The 16409-nt window shown below is 63.1% G+C and carries 18 protein-coding genes; 15 read left to right on the forward strand and 3 right to left on the reverse strand.

What is annotated here, in order from left to right; genetic code table 11:
- Window positions 1–98: 98 nt before the first annotated feature.
- A complete protein-coding gene (gene cadR / locus OA56_RS03305; RefSeq protein ID WP_037989410.1) occupies window positions 99–518 on the reverse strand; it encodes a Cd(II)/Pb(II)-responsive transcriptional regulator in 420 nt (139 codons plus the stop codon).
- Window positions 519–657: 139 nt separating this feature from the next.
- On the opposite strand from cadR, the gene OA56_RS03310 reads away from it, so the two are divergent.
- Together OA56_RS03310 and OA56_RS03315 are read left to right on the forward strand one after the other, a co-directional pair.
- On the forward strand, window positions 658–1554 hold the full coding sequence (locus tag OA56_RS03310) for a cation transporter (protein WP_207913847.1): 897 nt from the start codon (window positions 658–660) through the stop codon (window positions 1552–1554).
- 256 nt (window positions 1555–1810) lie between these two features.
- A complete protein-coding gene (locus OA56_RS03315; protein WP_082438493.1) occupies window positions 1811–2200 on the forward strand; it encodes an EAL domain-containing protein in 390 nt (129 codons plus the stop codon).
- Window positions 2201–2399: 199 nt separating this feature from the next.
- Here the strand turns inward: OA56_RS03315 and OA56_RS03320 are convergent, their stop codons facing one another.
- Both OA56_RS03320 and OA56_RS03325 read right to left on the reverse strand, forming a co-directional pair.
- Window positions 2400–3782, reverse strand: a complete 1383-nt coding sequence (locus OA56_RS03320) for a heavy metal sensor histidine kinase (RefSeq protein ID WP_461583419.1) — start codon at window positions 3780–3782, stop codon at window positions 2400–2402.
- Window positions 3783–4466 (reverse strand): heavy metal response regulator transcription factor, encoded by a 684-nt coding sequence (locus OA56_RS03325; protein ID WP_461583421.1) that lies wholly within the window; start codon window positions 4464–4466, stop codon window positions 3783–3785.
- A 155-nt stretch (window positions 4467–4621) separates the two neighbouring features.
- On the opposite strand from OA56_RS03325, the gene OA56_RS03330 reads away from it, so the two are divergent.
- From OA56_RS03330 to OA56_RS03390, 13 genes are all read left to right on the forward strand, one after another.
- On the forward strand, window positions 4622–6481 hold the full coding sequence (locus OA56_RS03330) for a copper resistance system multicopper oxidase (protein WP_461583423.1): 1860 nt from the start codon (window positions 4622–4624) through the stop codon (window positions 6479–6481).
- Between the two features lie 23 nt (window positions 6482–6504).
- On the forward strand, window positions 6505–7422 hold the full coding sequence (locus OA56_RS03335; RefSeq protein WP_461583433.1) for a copper resistance protein B: 918 nt from the start codon (window positions 6505–6507) through the stop codon (window positions 7420–7422).
- 51 nt (window positions 7423–7473) lie between these two features.
- Complete coding sequence (locus OA56_RS03340; RefSeq protein WP_206202251.1) at window positions 7474–7716, forward strand: copper resistance protein B; 243 nt, start codon at window positions 7474–7476, stop codon at window positions 7714–7716.
- Between the two features lie 27 nt (window positions 7717–7743).
- On the forward strand, window positions 7744–8040 hold the full coding sequence (locus OA56_RS03345; protein ID WP_055424222.1) for a hypothetical protein: 297 nt from the start codon (window positions 7744–7746) through the stop codon (window positions 8038–8040).
- A gap of 11 nt (window positions 8041–8051) precedes the next feature.
- Window positions 8052–8591 carry a c-type cytochrome gene (locus tag OA56_RS03350; RefSeq protein ID WP_055424221.1) on the forward strand — a complete coding sequence of 180 codons (540 nt, stop codon included), beginning with the start codon at window positions 8052–8054 and terminating at the stop codon, window positions 8589–8591.
- Entirely contained in the window at window positions 8588–9055 is a 468-nt protein-coding gene (locus OA56_RS03355) for a DUF411 domain-containing protein (protein ID WP_141056398.1), read from the forward strand. Before OA56_RS03350 ends, OA56_RS03355 begins: the two co-directional genes overlap by 4 nt.
- Window positions 9056–9234: 179 nt before the next feature.
- The gene (locus OA56_RS03360) at window positions 9235–9426 is read left to right on the forward strand and encodes a DUF2933 domain-containing protein (protein ID WP_037989512.1); all 192 of its coding nucleotides are present in this window, start codon (window positions 9235–9237) and stop codon (window positions 9424–9426) included.
- A 4-nt stretch (window positions 9427–9430) separates the two neighbouring features.
- Window positions 9431–11788, forward strand: coding sequence for a heavy metal translocating P-type ATPase (locus tag OA56_RS03365; protein ID WP_461583427.1), 2358 nt, complete (start codon window positions 9431–9433; stop codon window positions 11786–11788).
- Between the two features lie 412 nt (window positions 11789–12200).
- Window positions 12201–12497: a CopK family periplasmic copper-binding protein gene (locus OA56_RS03370; RefSeq protein WP_461583429.1), complete on the forward strand. Its 297-nt coding sequence runs from the start codon at window positions 12201–12203 to the stop codon at window positions 12495–12497.
- 774 nt (window positions 12498–13271) lie between these two features.
- Entirely contained in the window at window positions 13272–13688 is a 417-nt protein-coding gene (locus tag OA56_RS03375) for a pilin (RefSeq protein ID WP_461583431.1), read from the forward strand.
- A gap of 323 nt (window positions 13689–14011) precedes the next feature.
- Entirely contained in the window at window positions 14012–14224 is a 213-nt protein-coding gene (locus tag OA56_RS03380) for a pilin (protein WP_461583435.1), read from the forward strand.
- Window positions 14225–14240: 16 nt separating this feature from the next.
- Complete coding sequence (locus OA56_RS03385; protein WP_461583439.1) at window positions 14241–16127, forward strand: hypothetical protein; 1887 nt, start codon at window positions 14241–14243, stop codon at window positions 16125–16127.
- A gap of 75 nt (window positions 16128–16202) precedes the next feature.
- On the forward strand, window positions 16203–16409 hold a 207-nt coding region (locus tag OA56_RS03390), incomplete at its 3' end, for a helix-turn-helix domain-containing protein (protein ID WP_461583437.1).

Here is a 16409-nt window from a genome sequence, read left to right on the forward strand (position 1 = left end):
CCAGAGCCAGCACTGGCGCGGGTTTCCGGCTTCCGGGTTGCGATTGTGAATTGGTCGGCCGTTGGTTACCGAATCTGCACTGCTCACCTCGTCTTGCATCAAGGTACGGCGAGCTCGGCGGCAGATACTGGTTGAGACAGTTCGCACAGGATGCCGCACTGTTCGGCGCTTCTGCCTTCGGAACACATTTCCCTCAAGGATCTGAGCTGCTGCTCAAGTGCGCTCAGTTCCTGGATACGCACCGCGACCTGCTCGATGTGTGCCTCAAGAACACGGTTGACCTCACTGCAATCTTGGGTTGGCACGTTCTTGAGGCGCAACAGCACACGAATCTCGTCGAGCGTCATGTCCAGCGAACGACAGCGGCGAATGAAAAGCAAGCGTTCGACGTGCGCGTCGCCATATAAGCGGAAATTGCCCGCGCTCCGGGACGGGGGCGGCAGGAGTCCTTCCTGCTCATAAAAGCGAATCGTTTGAATCGGACACCCGGTTTGCCGGGCAAGCGCTCCGATCTGCATAGCTGCAACCCCTTTTTATCATCGACTTGACTCTATAGTAGCTATAGAGTGTTAAATTTCAAAATACCCTCCGGATGCTTGCTGGTTTCTGCAAGAGCCTCGCCGGATCAGGAACGAGAAGAATCAAGGACCAATGACTATGACTGATGAATTCCAGAAATCCTGCGGATGTGCGTCCGAGCGGAAGGCGGAGTCCATGACGGGTGCCACGCCGACCGGGACGGGAAGGATGAGTCTGTTCTCGGTGCCGAAGATGGACTGCCCTTCGGAGGAGCGCATGATCCGGCTCGCGCTCGAGAATACGAGCGGGCTGGCCGCACTCGAGTTCGATCTTGGCAAGCGCGAGTTGCGTGTTTTTCACGACGGCCCCGTCGAACCCATTGCAAGCAAGCTTGAAAGTCTCGGCTTGGGCGCCCGTCTCATTGCGTCAACTGAATCGAATGGCCCGCACACTGTCGATGGGCAAAGCGACAGCCAGCCGTCCTCCGAGCAAGAGTCTCGCGTTCTCAAATGGTTGCTTGCCATCAACGCCGCCATGTTTGTCGTCGAAGTGACGATCGGGTGGATTGCGCAGTCCACGGGGCTCATGGCTGACTCACTGGACATGTTCGCGGATGCCGCCGTCTACGGGCTCGCGCTCTACGCCGTCGGCCGTGATACCGGGCACCAGCTGAAGGCGGCGCGGTTGTCAGGCTGGCTGCAACTGTTGCTCGCGCTCGGCGCAATGTCCGAGGTGCTGCGCCGCTTCGTCTTTGGTAGCGAGCCCGAGCCACCGCTCATGATGGGGATCGCGCTCGTTGCGCTCATTGCAAACGTTACCTGCCTTGTCTTGATCTCCAGTCATCGAAAAGGCGGCGCTCACATGAAGGCAAGCTGGATTTTCTCCACGAACGACGTGCTGGCAAACCTGGGGGTGATCGCGGCCGGGGCGTTGGTCGCCTGGACAGGATCGCGTTACCCCGATTTGGTGATTGGCTCGCTCATCGCGCTGCTGGTATTGAACGGTGCGCGGCGCATCCTGCGCCTCGGTGCCTGAAGCAGGCGAGCGCGGGACATGCCGCCCCGGCAATATCAACGACTGAATTCCCGCCCTGGAATTTCACGCTGCGCTGCCCAATCCAATGGCAAGGCTCGCCGGATCAGGCGCTCCAGCACAAGCCCGACTGCCTTTTCCACCACGCACGCCTCGACGATGTCAGGTGCAAGCCGGGTCAGTTGCGCGATCCGACTTGCATGCCCCCGGTCAATGCTCTCGGCTGCCGCGATCTCGGTGATGGAGGGTCACGCGCGCCCTGACCTCGGCCGGGTTTGCGCTGTCCATCGATGATTTCGGCACCGGGTATTCCTCACTGGCTTACCTCAAGCGATTTCCCGTTCATAAACTGAAGATCGACATCTCGTTCGTGCGGGACATGCTGACCGATCGCAACGATCTCGCCATTGTGTCCGCCATCGTTGCCATGGCGAAGAGCCTCGGCCTCAAGACCCTGGCCGAAGGTGTGGAAGAGGCAGCGCAGGCGGAACACTTGCTGGCATTGGGTTGCGACGAAGCACAGGGGTATTACTTCGCCCGTCCGGAGCCGGCCGAGGTTTTCGCGCGCAGGTGGTTGCAAAGCGCATGTCCGAGTCATGATCTCGGTCAGGACGTGGATCGCCAAGAGCAAGGCCACCTCGGTACATGACGGCAAAGCCGCTCCATGGCACCGGGCCCCGGCGCATGATCACGCCCTCGAGTTCTCTCAAACTCTTCGTAGCGTTCACGCTGATCCGTGATCGGGAGCCGTCAGCCCGGTCGGTTCAACAGCGATCGGGGCCATTGCCTCTGCGAAAGCGCACAGACCAAAGGCACTTGGGCTGGCTCGCCCCAACTGCTTCACCTCATCAGGTTCCGCCTGGGAACTCCAGGCAGAACCGGGTCCTGCCCTGCGCGGACGTCACGCTGATCGATCCTCCATGGGTTTGCATAATGGCGCGGGTAATCGCCAATCCCAGCCCTGCGCCGTCGGTTTCCGGATGTGACCGCGATGGGTCAGCACGGTAAAACCGATCGAACAGGCGCGGCAGTACCCTCGGGTCGATGTCCTCGCCGGTGTTCTCGACGCTCACCCGGGTGGCTTGGGAAGACTGGCTGATCTCGATCGTGACCTCGCCATGTGGCGGGGTGTGGCGCAGCGCGTTCGAAAGCAGATTGCTCAGGGCACGGCGGAACATCAAGCGATCACCGACGATCTCGCCCTCACCACGCTGAGCCAGTCTGACGCCCTTCTCCTCGGCGACCGCCTCATAGAACTCGATCAGGGCGTGCGTTTCCTCGGCTGCCGAGAAACGTTCCCGGTTCGGCAGCATCATCCCGCGTTCGGCCTTGGCCAGGAACAGCATATCGGACACCATGCGGCCCAGACGCTGCAGTTCCTCGGCATTGGAAGCCAGGATCTCCCGGTAGGTATCGGCATCCCGCCGGGTAGCCAACGCGACCTGGGTCTGGGTCAGCAGGTTGCTCAGGGGGGTGCGCAGCTCATGCGCCAGATTCGACGAGAACTCCGACAGTCGCGTGAACGCGTCTTCCAGCCGGTCCAGCATCTTGTTGAGTTCGTGAGCCAGATCGGCCATTTCGATGGGTACCGCATCGACCGGCATGCGCTGGTGCAGCCGCTGGCTCGTGAGCGTGGTGGCTCTGGATTTCATGGCACGCAATGGCGCCAGCCCCTTGTACGCGGCAAGCCAGCCGAGCACGCCACAGATGACGATCGTCACGACGGCATAGGTCATCAGGGTGCGCCGCAACTCCAGCATGAACCGTGTGTGATGTGCCGTGTCCATGGCAACAAGGATGTCCAGCCGCGTCGTTGCGTCATAGGCTGGAATAACCCGGACAAGCATCCCGCGAAACGCTCGCCCTTCGTCGGCCCAATGCTTCAGCGCGTCGTTGCCGTTGCCTTCATCCGCCGGTGACAGTTCGCGCGGGAGGCGAAATCCTTCGGACTGGAAGAGCGTTTCACCTTTCGAATCATGGACGCTGACGTACAGCCCGTGATGGTGGCTCAATGCCTCACGCAGCAGCCACTTGGCGTCCTCGGCCGAATTGGATCGCGCCAAAATATTCTCGATCAGGTGCTGCTTGTCCTGCAGCGCCATGTGATCCAGTTCGATGAAATGCCGCTCGGATGCAGCGATGACCAACAAGGCCAATCCAAACACGACGGCCGACGCCGCCAACGTAAAGAAGAGGGTGAGCCGGGTCGTCAGTGACAGGGAGCGCAACATTCAGCGCTCCTGCGGTGCTTCCAATACGTAACCCATGCCACGTACGGTGTGGATCAGCTTGACCTCATGCCCATCATCGATCTTCGCGCGCAAGCGCCGGATGGCCACCTCGATCACATTGGTGTCGCTGTCGAAATTCATGTCCCAGACCTGCGAGGCGATCAGCGAGCGGGGCAGGACCTCGCCATGACGGCGCATCAGCAGTTCCAGCAAGCCGAACTCTTTGGCCGTCAGTCTGATTCGTCGCCCGCCGCGTGAAACGCGTCGGCGCAGCAGGTCCAGTTCGAGGTCGGCCACGCGCAGCACGGTGCTCTCGTTGCCACTGCGCCCCCGGCGCAGGATCGTGCGCACGCGGGCCAGCAATTCGGCAAAGGAGAAAGGCTTGACCAGATAGTCGTCCGCTCCGAGCTCAAGGCCTTTGACGCGGTCTTCCACCTGATCGCGTGCAGTCAGGAACAGCACTGGCATCTGCAGGCCGCGACGGCGCAAGGACTGGAGTACCTGCCAGCCGTCGAGGCCGGGCAACATCACATCCAAAATCACCAGGTCGTATTCGCCCTGCAAGGCCAGGTGCAGACCGTCGGCGCCGTCTTGCGCCAGATCGACCACGAAACCCGCTTCGCTCAAGCCTTGACGCAGGTACTCGCCCGTTTTGGGTTCATCTTCGACGATCAGTATTTTCATGAGGGTGCTCCGCCATATCGAATAGCCGCTAGTGTGACGATTTTGGGCGCACCTGACACGATGATAACAAAAATGTAATCTGACAGACAGCTTCCTAACAGGGGTGGCCCTCTAGCATGTCATCCACGAAATCAGCAATTCATTGCGAGGAGCCCATGCCACCCTTGAGACCGTTTCATTCACCGTTGCCGTTGGTGCCCGCTCGGCGGCGTTTCGTGCGCGGCTTGGTCGCTGGCGGCGTCATGATCGGCCTGTCACCCTGGCTGCGTGCTGCGGCGCAGGGGCTGTCCGACACGCGCACGGGTGCAGCGCCCGTGCTCAGCGGCACGAACATCGACCTGGTGGTCGGCGAATCGCCGGTCAATTTCACCGGTAAGCCACGGATGGCGACCACCATCAATGGCTCCATCCCGGCGCCGACGCTCAAACTGCGGGAGGGCGACACAGTCACCATCCGCGTCACCAACCGCCTGCGCGAAGCCACGTCGATCCACTGGCACGGGATCATCCTGCCCTACCAGATGGACGGGGTACCCGGTATCAGTTTTCCGGGCATCCCCCCGGGCGAAACCTTCACTTATCAGTTCCGCCTCGAACAAACCGGCACCTACTGGTATCACTCGCACTCCGGCATGCAGGAGCAGACCGGCATGTACGGGGCGTTGATCGTCGAGCCGCGCGATGCCGACCCGATCCGTGCCGACCGGGACTACGTCGTGCACCTGTCCGACTGGACCGACGAAGACCCCATGCGGGTGCTCGCCAAGCTCAAGGTGCAGAGCGACTACTACAACTACCACCAGCCGACGGCCATTGACTTCTTCCGCGACGTCGCCGACATGGGGCTTTCCCGCGCACTCGACAAGCGCGCGATGTGGAACCAGATGCGGATGAACCCGACCGATCTGGCCGATCTCTCGGCGGCGACCTTGACCTACCTGATGAACGGCGTCACCCCTGCCGGCAATTGGACCGGCCTGTTTCGGCCGGGTGAGCGCGTGCGTCTGCGCTTCATCAATGGCGCGGCCAACACCTTCTATGACGTGCGCATCCCCGGGCTCAAGATGACAGTGGTGCAAAGCGACGGGCAGAACGTCGAGCCCGTCACCGTCGATGAGTTCCGCTTCGGGCCGGGCGAGACCTACGACGTGATCGTCACGCCCCAGGAGGACGCCTACACGATCTTCGCGCAATCGATGGATCGAACGGGCTTTGCCCGCGGCACGCTCGCGGTGCGCGAGGGCTTGAGCGCCGCCGTGCCTGCGCTCGATCCCGTCGAATGGCTCACCATGGCCGACATGATGGGCGCGATGGATCACGGCGCGATGGGGCATGGCGGCTCGGCCATGGGCGCGATGGACCACGCGGCGATGGGCCACGACATGTCTGGCATGAAGCACGACATGTCCGGCATGAACCATGGCGCGATGGCGATGGGCCATGGTCAGCACGCGATGCATGGCATGACCGGCGGCGCGATGGCCAAGCCCAGCGCCACGGTCCGTCACGCACGCACGGAATACGGCCCAAGCACGGATATGCGGGTGGACATGCCGCGCACCAATCTTGACGATCCGGGCATTGGCCTGCGCAACAACGGCCGGCGCGTGCTGACGCTGGCGGATCTCAGGACGATCGGTGGTCCTCTCGACCCACGCGGGGCCGAGCGCGAGATCGAGCTGCACCTCACCGGCAACATGGAGCGCTATACCTGGTCGCTCGACGGCCTCGAGTTCGGCAAGAGCACGCCGGTGCACCTGAAGTACGGCGAGCGGGTGCGCGTCATCCTGCACAACGACACGATGATGACGCACCCGATGCATTTGCACGGGATGTGGAGCGAGGTGGAAACGCCCGACGGGCAGTTCCTGGTGCGTCGCCACACCGTCCCGGTTCAACCCGCGCAGCGCGTCAGCTTCCTCGTGACCGCCGACGCCCTGGGTCGCTGGGCCTGGCACTGCCACCTGATGTTGCACATGGACATGGGCATGTTCCGCGTGGTGGTCGTGTCATGAAACTGATCAAAAGAAGATTCGCCATGAAACCCTGTTCTCTCTTCACTGCGGCGCTGGTGTTGCTCGGTGCGGCACCCGTCTGGGCGCAAACAACGATGGAAGGCGGCGGCCATGCCGGGCACCCGGGCACGGCTCCAGCCCCAACGCGAGCCGAATCGCCCGCGAGCGCCACCATGGACCACGGCAGCATGAACATGCAGGGCGGCCCCGCACCCGCCGATGCCCGTGATCCGCACGCGTATTCCAATGGCTTGACTTTGGAGTCGGGCCCTTACGTACTCCCCGGGCCACGGCAACTTCGGCTGTCCGATGAACATGCGTTCGGCAGCGTGCTCCTCGATCGCCTGGAGCGCGTTTACACGAAGGACGGGAACGCGACCGCCTATGACGCGCAAGCCTGGTTCGGCGGCACCTACGACCGCCTGGTCCTCAAGGCCGAGGGTGACGTCGCCAAAGGCAAACTGGAGGAGGCACGCACGGAGGTCCTGTGGGGCCATGCGATCGCCTCGTACTGGGACACCCAACTCGGGGTGCGGCAGGACAGCGGCACGGGGCCTGACCGGACCTGGCTCGCTTTCGGCATCCGGGGACTCGCGCCGTACTGGTTCGATGTCGATGCCACCGCCTACGTCGGCAGCTCGGGACGCACGGCACTGCGCCTGTCGGGCGAGTACGAACTCCTGCTCACCCAGCGCCTGATTCTGCAGCCCCGCATGGAAGTCAATCTGTATGGCCAGCGCGATGAAGCGCGTGGCCTGGGAAGTGGGCTGGCCGATGCGGCGGCAGGCCTGCGCCTGCGTTACGAGTTCTCGCGCCAGTTCGCGCCCTACGTCGGCGTCGAATGGGCTGGCAAGTTCGGACAGACCGCCGATTTTGCGCGCGCCGAAGGACAGCGTACCCGGGAAACGCGTTATGTGGCGGGTGTGCGGCTGTGGTTCTAGAAGCCGCCACGCGCAACTCCGATCTTATTCACCAACCCTAAGGAGAAACCGATGATGAAGAAAACCCTGAGCGTTTTGATGCTGAGCGCCTTGCCTGTGTTGGCGCTGGCCGGTGGGGACCATCAGGGCGGCCATGGCATGGCCGGGCATGATTATGAGATCAACCGTCAATTTGCTCCCTATCTTGGGATCGAATGGAAGGCAAAATATGGCAAAACGGCCAGCCTTGCTCGACGGGAAGGTTTGGAGGCCAGGCAGACGCGTGTTGTCGCCGGTTTACGGTTTTGGTTTTAAGTCAATATTGGAAAAGGAGTCGATGAAATGAAAACGTTCGTTACCGTTGCGGTTTTGTTCCTCAGCGCTGGGCTTGCTTCGGCGCACGATCCCAGTCAGCATCACTCTGGTGCGAATCGAGCAGAACCGGATTGTTCGATGATGCAGCAAATGCACTCCGGGAGTGACCGTGACGACCCAGTGGTGCAGGCGATGATCGCACGTTGTGCGGAGATGATGAAAGAGGAGCATAGGAAGATGATGATGCCGCATGGGATGCAAGGAGCGATGCCGCAAAATGGGATGATGGATGGCGAGATAACGCAACCGCATGGTCACCAATGAGGGGGGGAGTGATGCAGCGCTGCTTGCGTGGGTTCGGTTTCGCACTCGTCGTGGTGGCTGTGGTGGCAGGATGGGTGCTCTACTCTGGCAGGGTATCGGTGGCGGCCGATGAGCCCCATGCTCAGTGGCTCTACCACCTGCTGGAGTGGGTGCGGGAACGCTCGATCGCACAGGCTTCACGTACGATCGAGGTACCCAAGGATCTCGATGCACCCCAGCGGTTGCTGGCGGGGGGAGCCGATTACGATGCGATGTGTGTCGGTTGTCACCTTGCGCCTGGTATCGCGGAAAGCGACTTCACGTTGGGACTCTATCCAACCCCTCCCAAATTGACGGAACCCCGAGCAACCTTGCAGGGTCTGAGCGAGGAAGCAGCAGCGCGACGGGATTTTTGGATCATCAAACACGGAATCAAGGCATCTGGTATGCCAGCGTGGGGAAAAACGCACGATGACGAACGGATTTGGAACATGGTGGCTTTCCTCAAACGGTTGCCGGATCTCAATGAGAATCAATATCGAATTTTGACCAGTCGTCAAGGAGACCGATGATGATACGGCGTGTCTTTATGGGTTTGGCGCTTTCCTTTCTTGCTACTTCTTCTTTCGCTTCCGGGAAAGAGTTTGCTGAGGAGTCGCCGCTCGTCAAGGTGTGGAAAAGCCCGTATTGCGGTTGCTGCAAAGAGTGGATTGCCCATATGCAGGCCAACGGGTTCCAGGTTCAAACGTTCGAAGTGGGCAATAGTGAGGTTCGGAGTCGTCTCGGTATGCCCATGCGTTATGGTTCGTGTCACACCGCCGTCGTTCAGGGTTATGTGATCGAGGGCCATGTTCCTGCTGCCGACGTCAAACGGCTGCTCGCGGAGAAGCCGAACGCGCTGGGCTTGGCGGTGCCGGGCATGCCCATTGGTTCACCCGGCATGGATGGTGTCGCCTACGGAGGACGCCGTGATGCCTACAAAGTCTTGCTGGTTGGGAAAGACGGAGCAGCGCAAGTTTTCGGTTCTTATCCGTGAAGAAACCATGCACTGACCGTGTGCCGATTGGATCCATGAGGCGCAGCAGCGGTCTTGCAACCTGGAACAGGAGGCCGGCGCCGACCGCGCCGATCCTCGATGAAGGGAACACCGCGATGAACACGACTGACCAAGAACACCTCCACGACACGCGCGGCCAGTCCGGCCTGAATCGGCGCATGAGGACCGCGTTGCTGATGGTTGCCCTCATCGGCGGCTTCTATCTGCTGCGCGAGCACTGGATCCATGTCGCAGGCAATTGGGTGTACCTGTTGCTGCTGGCGTGCCCGCTGATGCACCTGCTGCATGGCCACGGTGGCGATGGCGGGCATGGTGCGCCGCCCGACAAACCCGCCAACAGGGAGGCGTGAAGTCATGGACCTGCGATCAGACCACGAACACCGCCAACACGCCCACGACCACCCGAGCGCACTGCAGTGGGCCGAAGGTCTGAAGGACCCTGTCTGCGGCATGGACGTGACCGCGCAGTCCGAGCACCACGTCGAGCACGCAGGCCGACTCTTTTACTTCTGCAGCGCCAAGTGCCGGGCGAAGTTCGTCGCCGAGCCGGCGCGCTATGCCTACAGCGGCCATGAGCCTTCGTCTGTCGAAGCGCCGGCCCTGGCGGCAGGCACGATCTACACCTGCCCCATGCACCCCGAGATCCGGCAGGATCACCCCGGCTATTGTCCGAAGTGCGGCATGGCGCTGGAGCCGGTGCTGCCGGATCTCGAAGGAGAAGAGAGTCCCGAGCTGCGCGATTTCCAGCGCCGCTTCTGGTGCACCCTGCCGCTGACCGTCATGGTCACTGTGCTTGCCATGTTCGGCCACCAGTTGCATTGGTTCGAGGCGCGCACACAGACCTGGATCGAACTCGTTCTGTCCCTGCCCATCGTCCTGTGGGCGGGTCGGCCGTTCTTCGTGCGCGGCTGGCAGTCCGTGGTCCATCGCAGCCCGAACATGTGGACCCTGATCGCGCTGGGCACCGGGGCGGCGTTCGTCTACAGCGTGGCGGCGACCGTGGCCCCACAACTGTTCCCGGACTCGTTCGTGTCCATGGGACGGGTCGCGGTGTACTTCGAGGCGGCGGCGGTGATCATTTCCCTGACCCTGCTGGGGCAGGTACTGGAACTCAAGGCGCGTTCGCAGACCTCGGCCGCCATCAAGTCCTTGCTCGAACTGGCCCCCAAGACCGCCCGGCGCCTTCGCGACGATGGCACGGAAGAGGACGTGCCCCTGACGCACATCCATGTCGGCGATCGGCTGCGCATTCGACCCGGCGAAAAGGTTCCGGTAGATGGTACGGTAATCGAGGGCAGCAGCGCTGTGGACGAATCGATGCTGACGGGGGAGTCCCTGCCCGTGACCAAGCGGGTGGGCGACAAGGTCATCGGTGGGACGCTCAATACCAGTGGCGCGCTCGTCATGGTCGCCGAACGTGTCGGCTCGGCGACCATGCTGTCCCAGATTGTGCAGATGGTGGCGCAGGCGCAGCGGTCCAAGGCGCCGATGCAGCGCATGGCCGATGTCGTGGCGGGCTATTTCGTGGTCGCGGTGGTGTCCATCGCCGTGCTGACCTTTTTTGCCTGGGGCCTGTTCGGGCCGGAACCGCGTTGGGTTTTTGGCCTCATCAACGCCGTGTCTGTGCTGATCATCGCCTGCCCCTGCGCGCTGGGCTTGGCCACGCCCATGTCGATCATGGTGGCGACCGGGCGAGGGGCTACGCAGGGGGTGCTGTTTCGCGATGCCGCCGCGATCGAGAAAATGAGCCAGGTCGATACCCTGATCGTCGACAAGACCGGCACATTGACCGAGGGCCGGCCGCGCTATCAGACGACGATCGCAGCCGAAGGCTTCACCGCCGGCGAAGCCTTGCGACTGGCTGCCAGCCTCGACCAGGGCAGCGAGCACCCGCTGGCGGAAGCCATCGTCACGGCCGCGCGCGAGCAGGGCCTGGTGCTCTCACGCGCCGAGGAGTTCGACTCGCACTCAGGCATCGGCGTGCGCGGGCGCGTCGATGGACATGCCGTGGCACTGGGCAACACCGCGCTGATGGAACAGCTCGGTGTGGACGTGCGGCCATTGGCCGAGCGGGCGGAGGCGCTGCGCGGTGAGGGTGCCAGCGTGATGTATCTGGCCGTCGATGGCGTGCTCGCCGCAGTCCTGGCCGTCGCCGACCCGGTGAAGAAGACCACACCGCAAGCGCTGGCGTCGCTGCGCGCGGAGGGCTTGCGCATCGTCATGGCCACGGGCGACGGTCTGACCACGGCCAAGGCCGTGGCGGCGCGCTTGGGCATCGATGAGGTGTATGGCGAGCTCAAGCCCGCCGACAAACTGCAACTGGTGGAGCGGCTGCAGCGCGAGGGGCGTATCGTTGCGATGGCTGGTGACGGCATCAATGATGCCCCGGCCTTGGCAAAGGCCGACGTCGGTATCGCCATGGGCACCGGCACCGACGTGGCGATGAACAGCGCACAGATCACGCTCGTCAAGGGTGACCTGCGCGGTATTGCGGTGGCGCGCGCCTTGTCAGTGGCCACGGTCCGCAACATGAAGCAGAACCTGATGTTCGCCTTTCTCTACAACGCACTGGGCATTCCCATTGCGGCCGGCGTGCTGTATCCGCTCACCGGTTGGCTGCTTTCACCGTTGATCGCCGCCCTGGCGATGAGTCTCAGCTCCGCATCGGTGATCGGCAATGCGCTGCGTTTGCGCGGCGTCCGTCTTGTCTGAACACGAGGATCGTCGCGCGTGCCGTGGTGGGTGCTGGTTGCACTCCCAGATCGCTGGGTCTGTCGTATCGGTTGCCACCCGACGTTGGACACCTGATCCCTATCGAGGCCTGGAATGCTCTCGACCACGGCACCTGAGCCGCCTCACACCGATACCGCACTTGGCGCCCAGTCGGCATCGCCATAAGCACTTGCACCGATGTGGCGATGAGTCCGCGCCCCGCCTCGGTGAGCAGGAATGCATTGAGATTGGCACACGACAATTAATCCCGATCCCATCCCGAATGGAATCTGACATATACGTAACGGCCGTCTCATCTTCCCGTCAGCGGTGGCTTCGCAGAATACATACTGTGCAGTCGCACAAGGCATTGACAGAAATGCCTTCACGTTTGATTGAAAGGAGTGTAGAGATGAAAGCCAGGATTGCCGCGGTTGTCGCCGCCACCGTGCTGAGCGCCATCGTAACCCCATCGTTCGCTGATGACGCGGCAGCGGCCAGCGCCAAGAAAATGTTCCTCCTCAAGGACGGTGGAACCCTGTATGTATTCGAGGACGGCAAGATGGCGCTGGAAGACAAGTTCGGACGGGCTGTCTACCTGAAAGAGGGGCAATCGCTCGAAACGGCCGATGGCCAGAAGATTACAGCCAACGGCAACGAGGTCGCTCGACTCGATAGTCTTCTCCGTCAGGGTCATTCCGGCGGTTGACTACTCGATTCAATTCGTGAACTGCACGCCAGCGGATGTCGGGCCAACTCGTTGACCAACACGCGCTGGCGGGCCATCGGTCATAGCTGGGGCTAACCACTCGATGGTAGGCTGCGACGCTACCGGTCAATCGGCGCCGCACAAGGTGAGAGTCCGCCCTGCACTGACTGACCGGCGTTCATTGCCGAGGCCATTGCGTCCACAACAACCCGCAGGATTGCCCGGGATTGCTCAATCGTTGAGAGAGTGGGTTGGATTCCGGTCGCGTCTGCACCACCAATAACCAATATACAAAGGGTCAACCGTTCTCGGTTGGCCTTTTTTCCCGTTTGGCCACCCCGGGCCGCATGTCATAACGACGGACGCGGGTTCGATTCCCGATTCGATGCGTGGTATCATCCCACCGCCGGAAATCGCCCAGCGTGCGCAAAGCCGCCGTCCCCCTTCCGCCCACGGCCAGGGCCCCCTTACCCAGAAACCTCCCCGCCTCATGGACCTCCTCGCCCAAGCCCTCGCTGCTGCCCGCCGCCATCGCCTGGCTGCGCGAGCGACGGCCCGCCGCCGCCCGTCGACATCAAATTTTGATGTAGCATGAACCCGCCCACCCGCGGGCAGGCGTCACGCCCTCCCGCTTCCGCGATTCAACCCATTGAATGAAAAAGAAAAACAAAAATTCACCCGCGCCCCCTTTACTCCCCCCCTTGCATCGCGCTACCCTAGTCTTGCCGACGCACCCGTCGTGCGCATCCTTTCCAACCAACGAGGAGCATCACCATGAAACGCATGCAACAGGGCTTCACCCTCATCGAGCTGATGATCGTCGTGGCGATCATCGGCGTTCTGGCGGCCATCGCGCTGCCCATGTACCAGGACTACGTCGCCAAGGCGCAGGTCACGGCAGGCCTGGCCGACATCCGCGGCGGCGTCACGGCGTATGAGGAGCTGATCCAGTCGGGTACATCGGCCACCACGATCGACGAAGGCGACATTGGATTGTCAACTGAGACGCCGCGTTGCACGATTAGTGTTGAAGGTGATCCTACGGCGGATGGCGACCAGAAAATCGAATGCACCCTCAAGGGCAACCCCAAAGTCGCAGGCAAGACGGTCACCCTCACGCGCAACTCTTCCGGTCAGTGGACATGCACCGCGGACGTTGACGCCAAATACAAACCCGTCGGCTGTAACTGAGCGCTCATTCGCCGTCGGCGGCGGCCACCGCGCCGCCGCCTGAAGGAGCCACTTCTCGCCCCGTTCGCGGGGCGATTTTTCGCCTGTGTCCCCGCTTCCGACCGGGATCGTTCCGTGAAACCATCGCCCTCCGGCTTCACCCTCGTCGAGCTGCTGGTCGTGGTGGCCATCCTCGGTGTGCTCGCCGCGCTCGCCCTGCCCATGTTCCAGGATTACCTCGCCCGGGCGCAAGTGGCCACCGGCCTGGCTGATATCGGCGGTGGCGTGGTTTCCTACGAGGAGCTGATCCAGTCCGGAACCCGCTTTTCCCCCAGCCCGCCGACGTGGGGCTCCCCGCTGCCACGGCACGCTGCGCCCACGTCACGCTGGGCGGCAGCACCGGCGATGCGCGCGGCCAGAGCATCACCTGCGAACTGCGCGGCAGCCCGAAGGTCTCGGGCAAGACCATCACCCTCACGCGCACCGCCTCCGGCCGCTGGAGCTGTTCCGTCCCGGGGCTGGAGGCGCGCTATCTTCCGCCCGAGTGCACCAACTGAATCCGGCCCCAGGACCATGACCCTTCCTTCCGCCCTGCGTCCCCTCGTCCTTGCCCTGCTGGTGGCCGCGGCCGCCACCCTCGTCTTCTGGCCGGGCACCTCCGGCAGCTTTCTTTTCGACGACTACGATGCCCTCGTCGAGAATAGCGCGCTGCACCTCGAAACCTTCTCCTGGGAAGGGTTCATGAGGGCGGCGACGAGCTTCCAGCCCGGCGGCGGCGCCCGGCCGCTCGCCATGGCGAGCTTCGCCCTCGATTACCTTGCCGGCGGCCTCGACCCCTTCGTCTACAAACGTACCGGCTTGCTGGTGCACGCCGCCAACGCCGCCCTCGTGTTCTTCCTCGCCCTGCGTCTGCTCGCGCTCGCCGGCGTAGGGGAAAGACACCGTCCGCCGGCCGCCCTGGCGCTGGCGCTGCTATGGGCGGTGCATCCGCTGCAGGTCTCCACCGCCCTCTACGTGGTGCAGCGCATGGAGACGCTCTCCCTCTTCTTCGTGCTGCTCGCGCTCATCGCCTACGTTGCGGCCCGTCAGCGGCAGCAAGAGGGGCGGCGTGCCTGGCCGTGGCTCCTTGCCGTTTTGCCGCTGCTCGCCCTGGGGCTGCTCGCCAAGGAAAGCGCCGCGCTCTTTCCGGCCTACGCGCTGGCGCTGGAACTCACCGTGCTGGGTTTTCGCGCCGCCCGCCCGGGCGTGGCCCGTGCCTGGCGCCTGGCCTATTGCGCCGGAACGCTGGCCGCGCTCGCGCTCTTCGCCTTCGTGGTGGCGCCGCACTACTGGGCTGCCGAACCCTATCCTTACCGGGATTTCAACACCGCCGAGCGCCTGCTCACCCAGCTGCGCGTGCTGCCCGCCTACCTCGGGCAGATGCTGCTGCCCCTGCCGCGCTTCCTCACCTTCTATTACGACACGCTCGAACCCTCCCGCGGCCTCTTCGATCCGCCCACCACGGCGCTGGGCGGGCTCTTTCTCGCCACGCTGGCCGCAGCGGCCTGGGCCCTGCGCCGGCGCCGCCCGCTCTTTGCGCTCGGCGTCTTCTGGTTTTTCGCCGCGCACCTCATCACCAGCAACGTGGTGCCGCTGGAGCTCATGTTCGAGCACCGCAACTATTTCGCCCTCTTCGGCGTGCTGCTCGCCCTGGCCGACCTCGTGCGCCTCGTGCCGACGAGAGACGGGCCGGCCATCAAATACCTCGGCGTCGGCGCTCTGGTGGCAGGATTCGCCGTGTTCGGCGCCATCCGTGCCGCCATGTGGAGCAACCCCCTCATGCTCGCCATGGAGCTGGCCGAACGCAACCCCGATTCGCCGCGCGCCGCGCTCGACCTGGGCATCATTTATTACGGCATGGCCGACGGGAACCCCGACTCCCCTTTCCTCGACATGGCCCGCCGGCAGCTGGAGCATGCCGCCGCCCTGCCGCGCGCCGGCATCCTGCCCGACGCCAACCTCATCCTCCTTGCCGCCCTGCGGGACGAACCCTCGCCGCAGGCATCCTGGGACCGGCTCCAGCGCCGCCTGCGCACCATCCCCCTCACACCCGAGACCATGAACTCCCTCACCAATCTCCTCTCGGCCCGGCGCAAGGGGCACCCCGTGGACGAACACCAGCTGCTCGCGGCCTTCGACATCCTCTTCTCGCGCGGCCCCCAACCGGCTTTCCTCTATGCCCAAGTGGGCGATTTCGCCCTGAACTTTGCCGGTGACGAAGCGCGCGCCCTCGGCTACTTCCGGCAGGCGATCGAGCACGCGCAGAGCCAGCCCGAACTCCCCGGCCAGATCGTGGCCAACCTGCTGCAGGAAGGCCGCTTCGCGCTCGCCGCCGAGCTCGCCGAATACGCCCGCGGCCGCGGCCTGCTCCCCACCGCGCCCGAGGGAGCCAACTCTCGTATTACAAAAAATGCAAATTAGTCCATAATGGGGTTCATGGAAAACACCATGAGCACAGGCAAGGCGGCAAAACTTCTTGGCGATGAGTGAATGACCATGCGCCTTACCCACAAGATTGCCCTTCGTCCCACGCCCGAGCAGGCGGATTACTTCAAACGCGCCTGCGGCACGGCCCGGCGCGTGTGGAACTGGGCGCTCGCCGAATGGAACCGGCAGTATGCCGCCGGGCAAAAGCCCAATGCCATGGCCCTCAAAAAGCAATTCAACGCACTGAAGTACAGCGATCCCGCCTGGCTCGATGAA

It is taken from the genome of Tepidiphilus sp. HLB4 (assembly GCF_054823945.1).

Coding starts and splice junctions, on each gene's coding strand:
- cadR (WP_037989410.1), bottom strand. CDS start 518: ATGCAGATCGGAGCGCTTGCCCGGCAAACCGGGTGTCCGATTCAAACG.
- OA56_RS03310 (WP_207913847.1), top strand. CDS start 658: ATGACTGATGAATTCCAGAAATCCTGCGGATGTGCGTCCGAGCGGAAG.
- OA56_RS03320 (WP_461583419.1), bottom strand. CDS start 3,782: ATGTTGCGCTCCCTGTCACTGACGACCCGGCTCACCCTCTTCTTTACG.
- OA56_RS03325 (WP_461583421.1), bottom strand. CDS start 4,466: ATGAAAATACTGATCGTCGAAGATGAACCCAAAACGGGCGAGTACCTG.
- OA56_RS03330 (WP_461583423.1), top strand. CDS start 4,622: ATGCCACCCTTGAGACCGTTTCATTCACCGTTGCCGTTGGTGCCCGCT.
- OA56_RS03335 (WP_461583433.1), top strand. CDS start 6,505: ATGAAACCCTGTTCTCTCTTCACTGCGGCGCTGGTGTTGCTCGGTGCG.
- OA56_RS03340 (WP_206202251.1), top strand. CDS start 7,474: ATGATGAAGAAAACCCTGAGCGTTTTGATGCTGAGCGCCTTGCCTGTG.
- OA56_RS03345 (WP_055424222.1), top strand. CDS start 7,744: ATGAAAACGTTCGTTACCGTTGCGGTTTTGTTCCTCAGCGCTGGGCTT.
- OA56_RS03350 (WP_055424221.1), top strand. CDS start 8,052: ATGCAGCGCTGCTTGCGTGGGTTCGGTTTCGCACTCGTCGTGGTGGCT.
- OA56_RS03355 (WP_141056398.1), top strand. CDS start 8,588: ATGATGATACGGCGTGTCTTTATGGGTTTGGCGCTTTCCTTTCTTGCT.
- OA56_RS03360 (WP_037989512.1), top strand. CDS start 9,235: ATGAGGACCGCGTTGCTGATGGTTGCCCTCATCGGCGGCTTCTATCTG.
- OA56_RS03365 (WP_461583427.1), top strand. CDS start 9,431: ATGGACCTGCGATCAGACCACGAACACCGCCAACACGCCCACGACCAC.
- OA56_RS03370 (WP_461583429.1), top strand. CDS start 12,201: ATGAAAGCCAGGATTGCCGCGGTTGTCGCCGCCACCGTGCTGAGCGCC.
- OA56_RS03375 (WP_461583431.1), top strand. CDS start 13,272: ATGAAACGCATGCAACAGGGCTTCACCCTCATCGAGCTGATGATCGTC.
- OA56_RS03385 (WP_461583439.1), top strand. CDS start 14,241: ATGACCCTTCCTTCCGCCCTGCGTCCCCTCGTCCTTGCCCTGCTGGTG.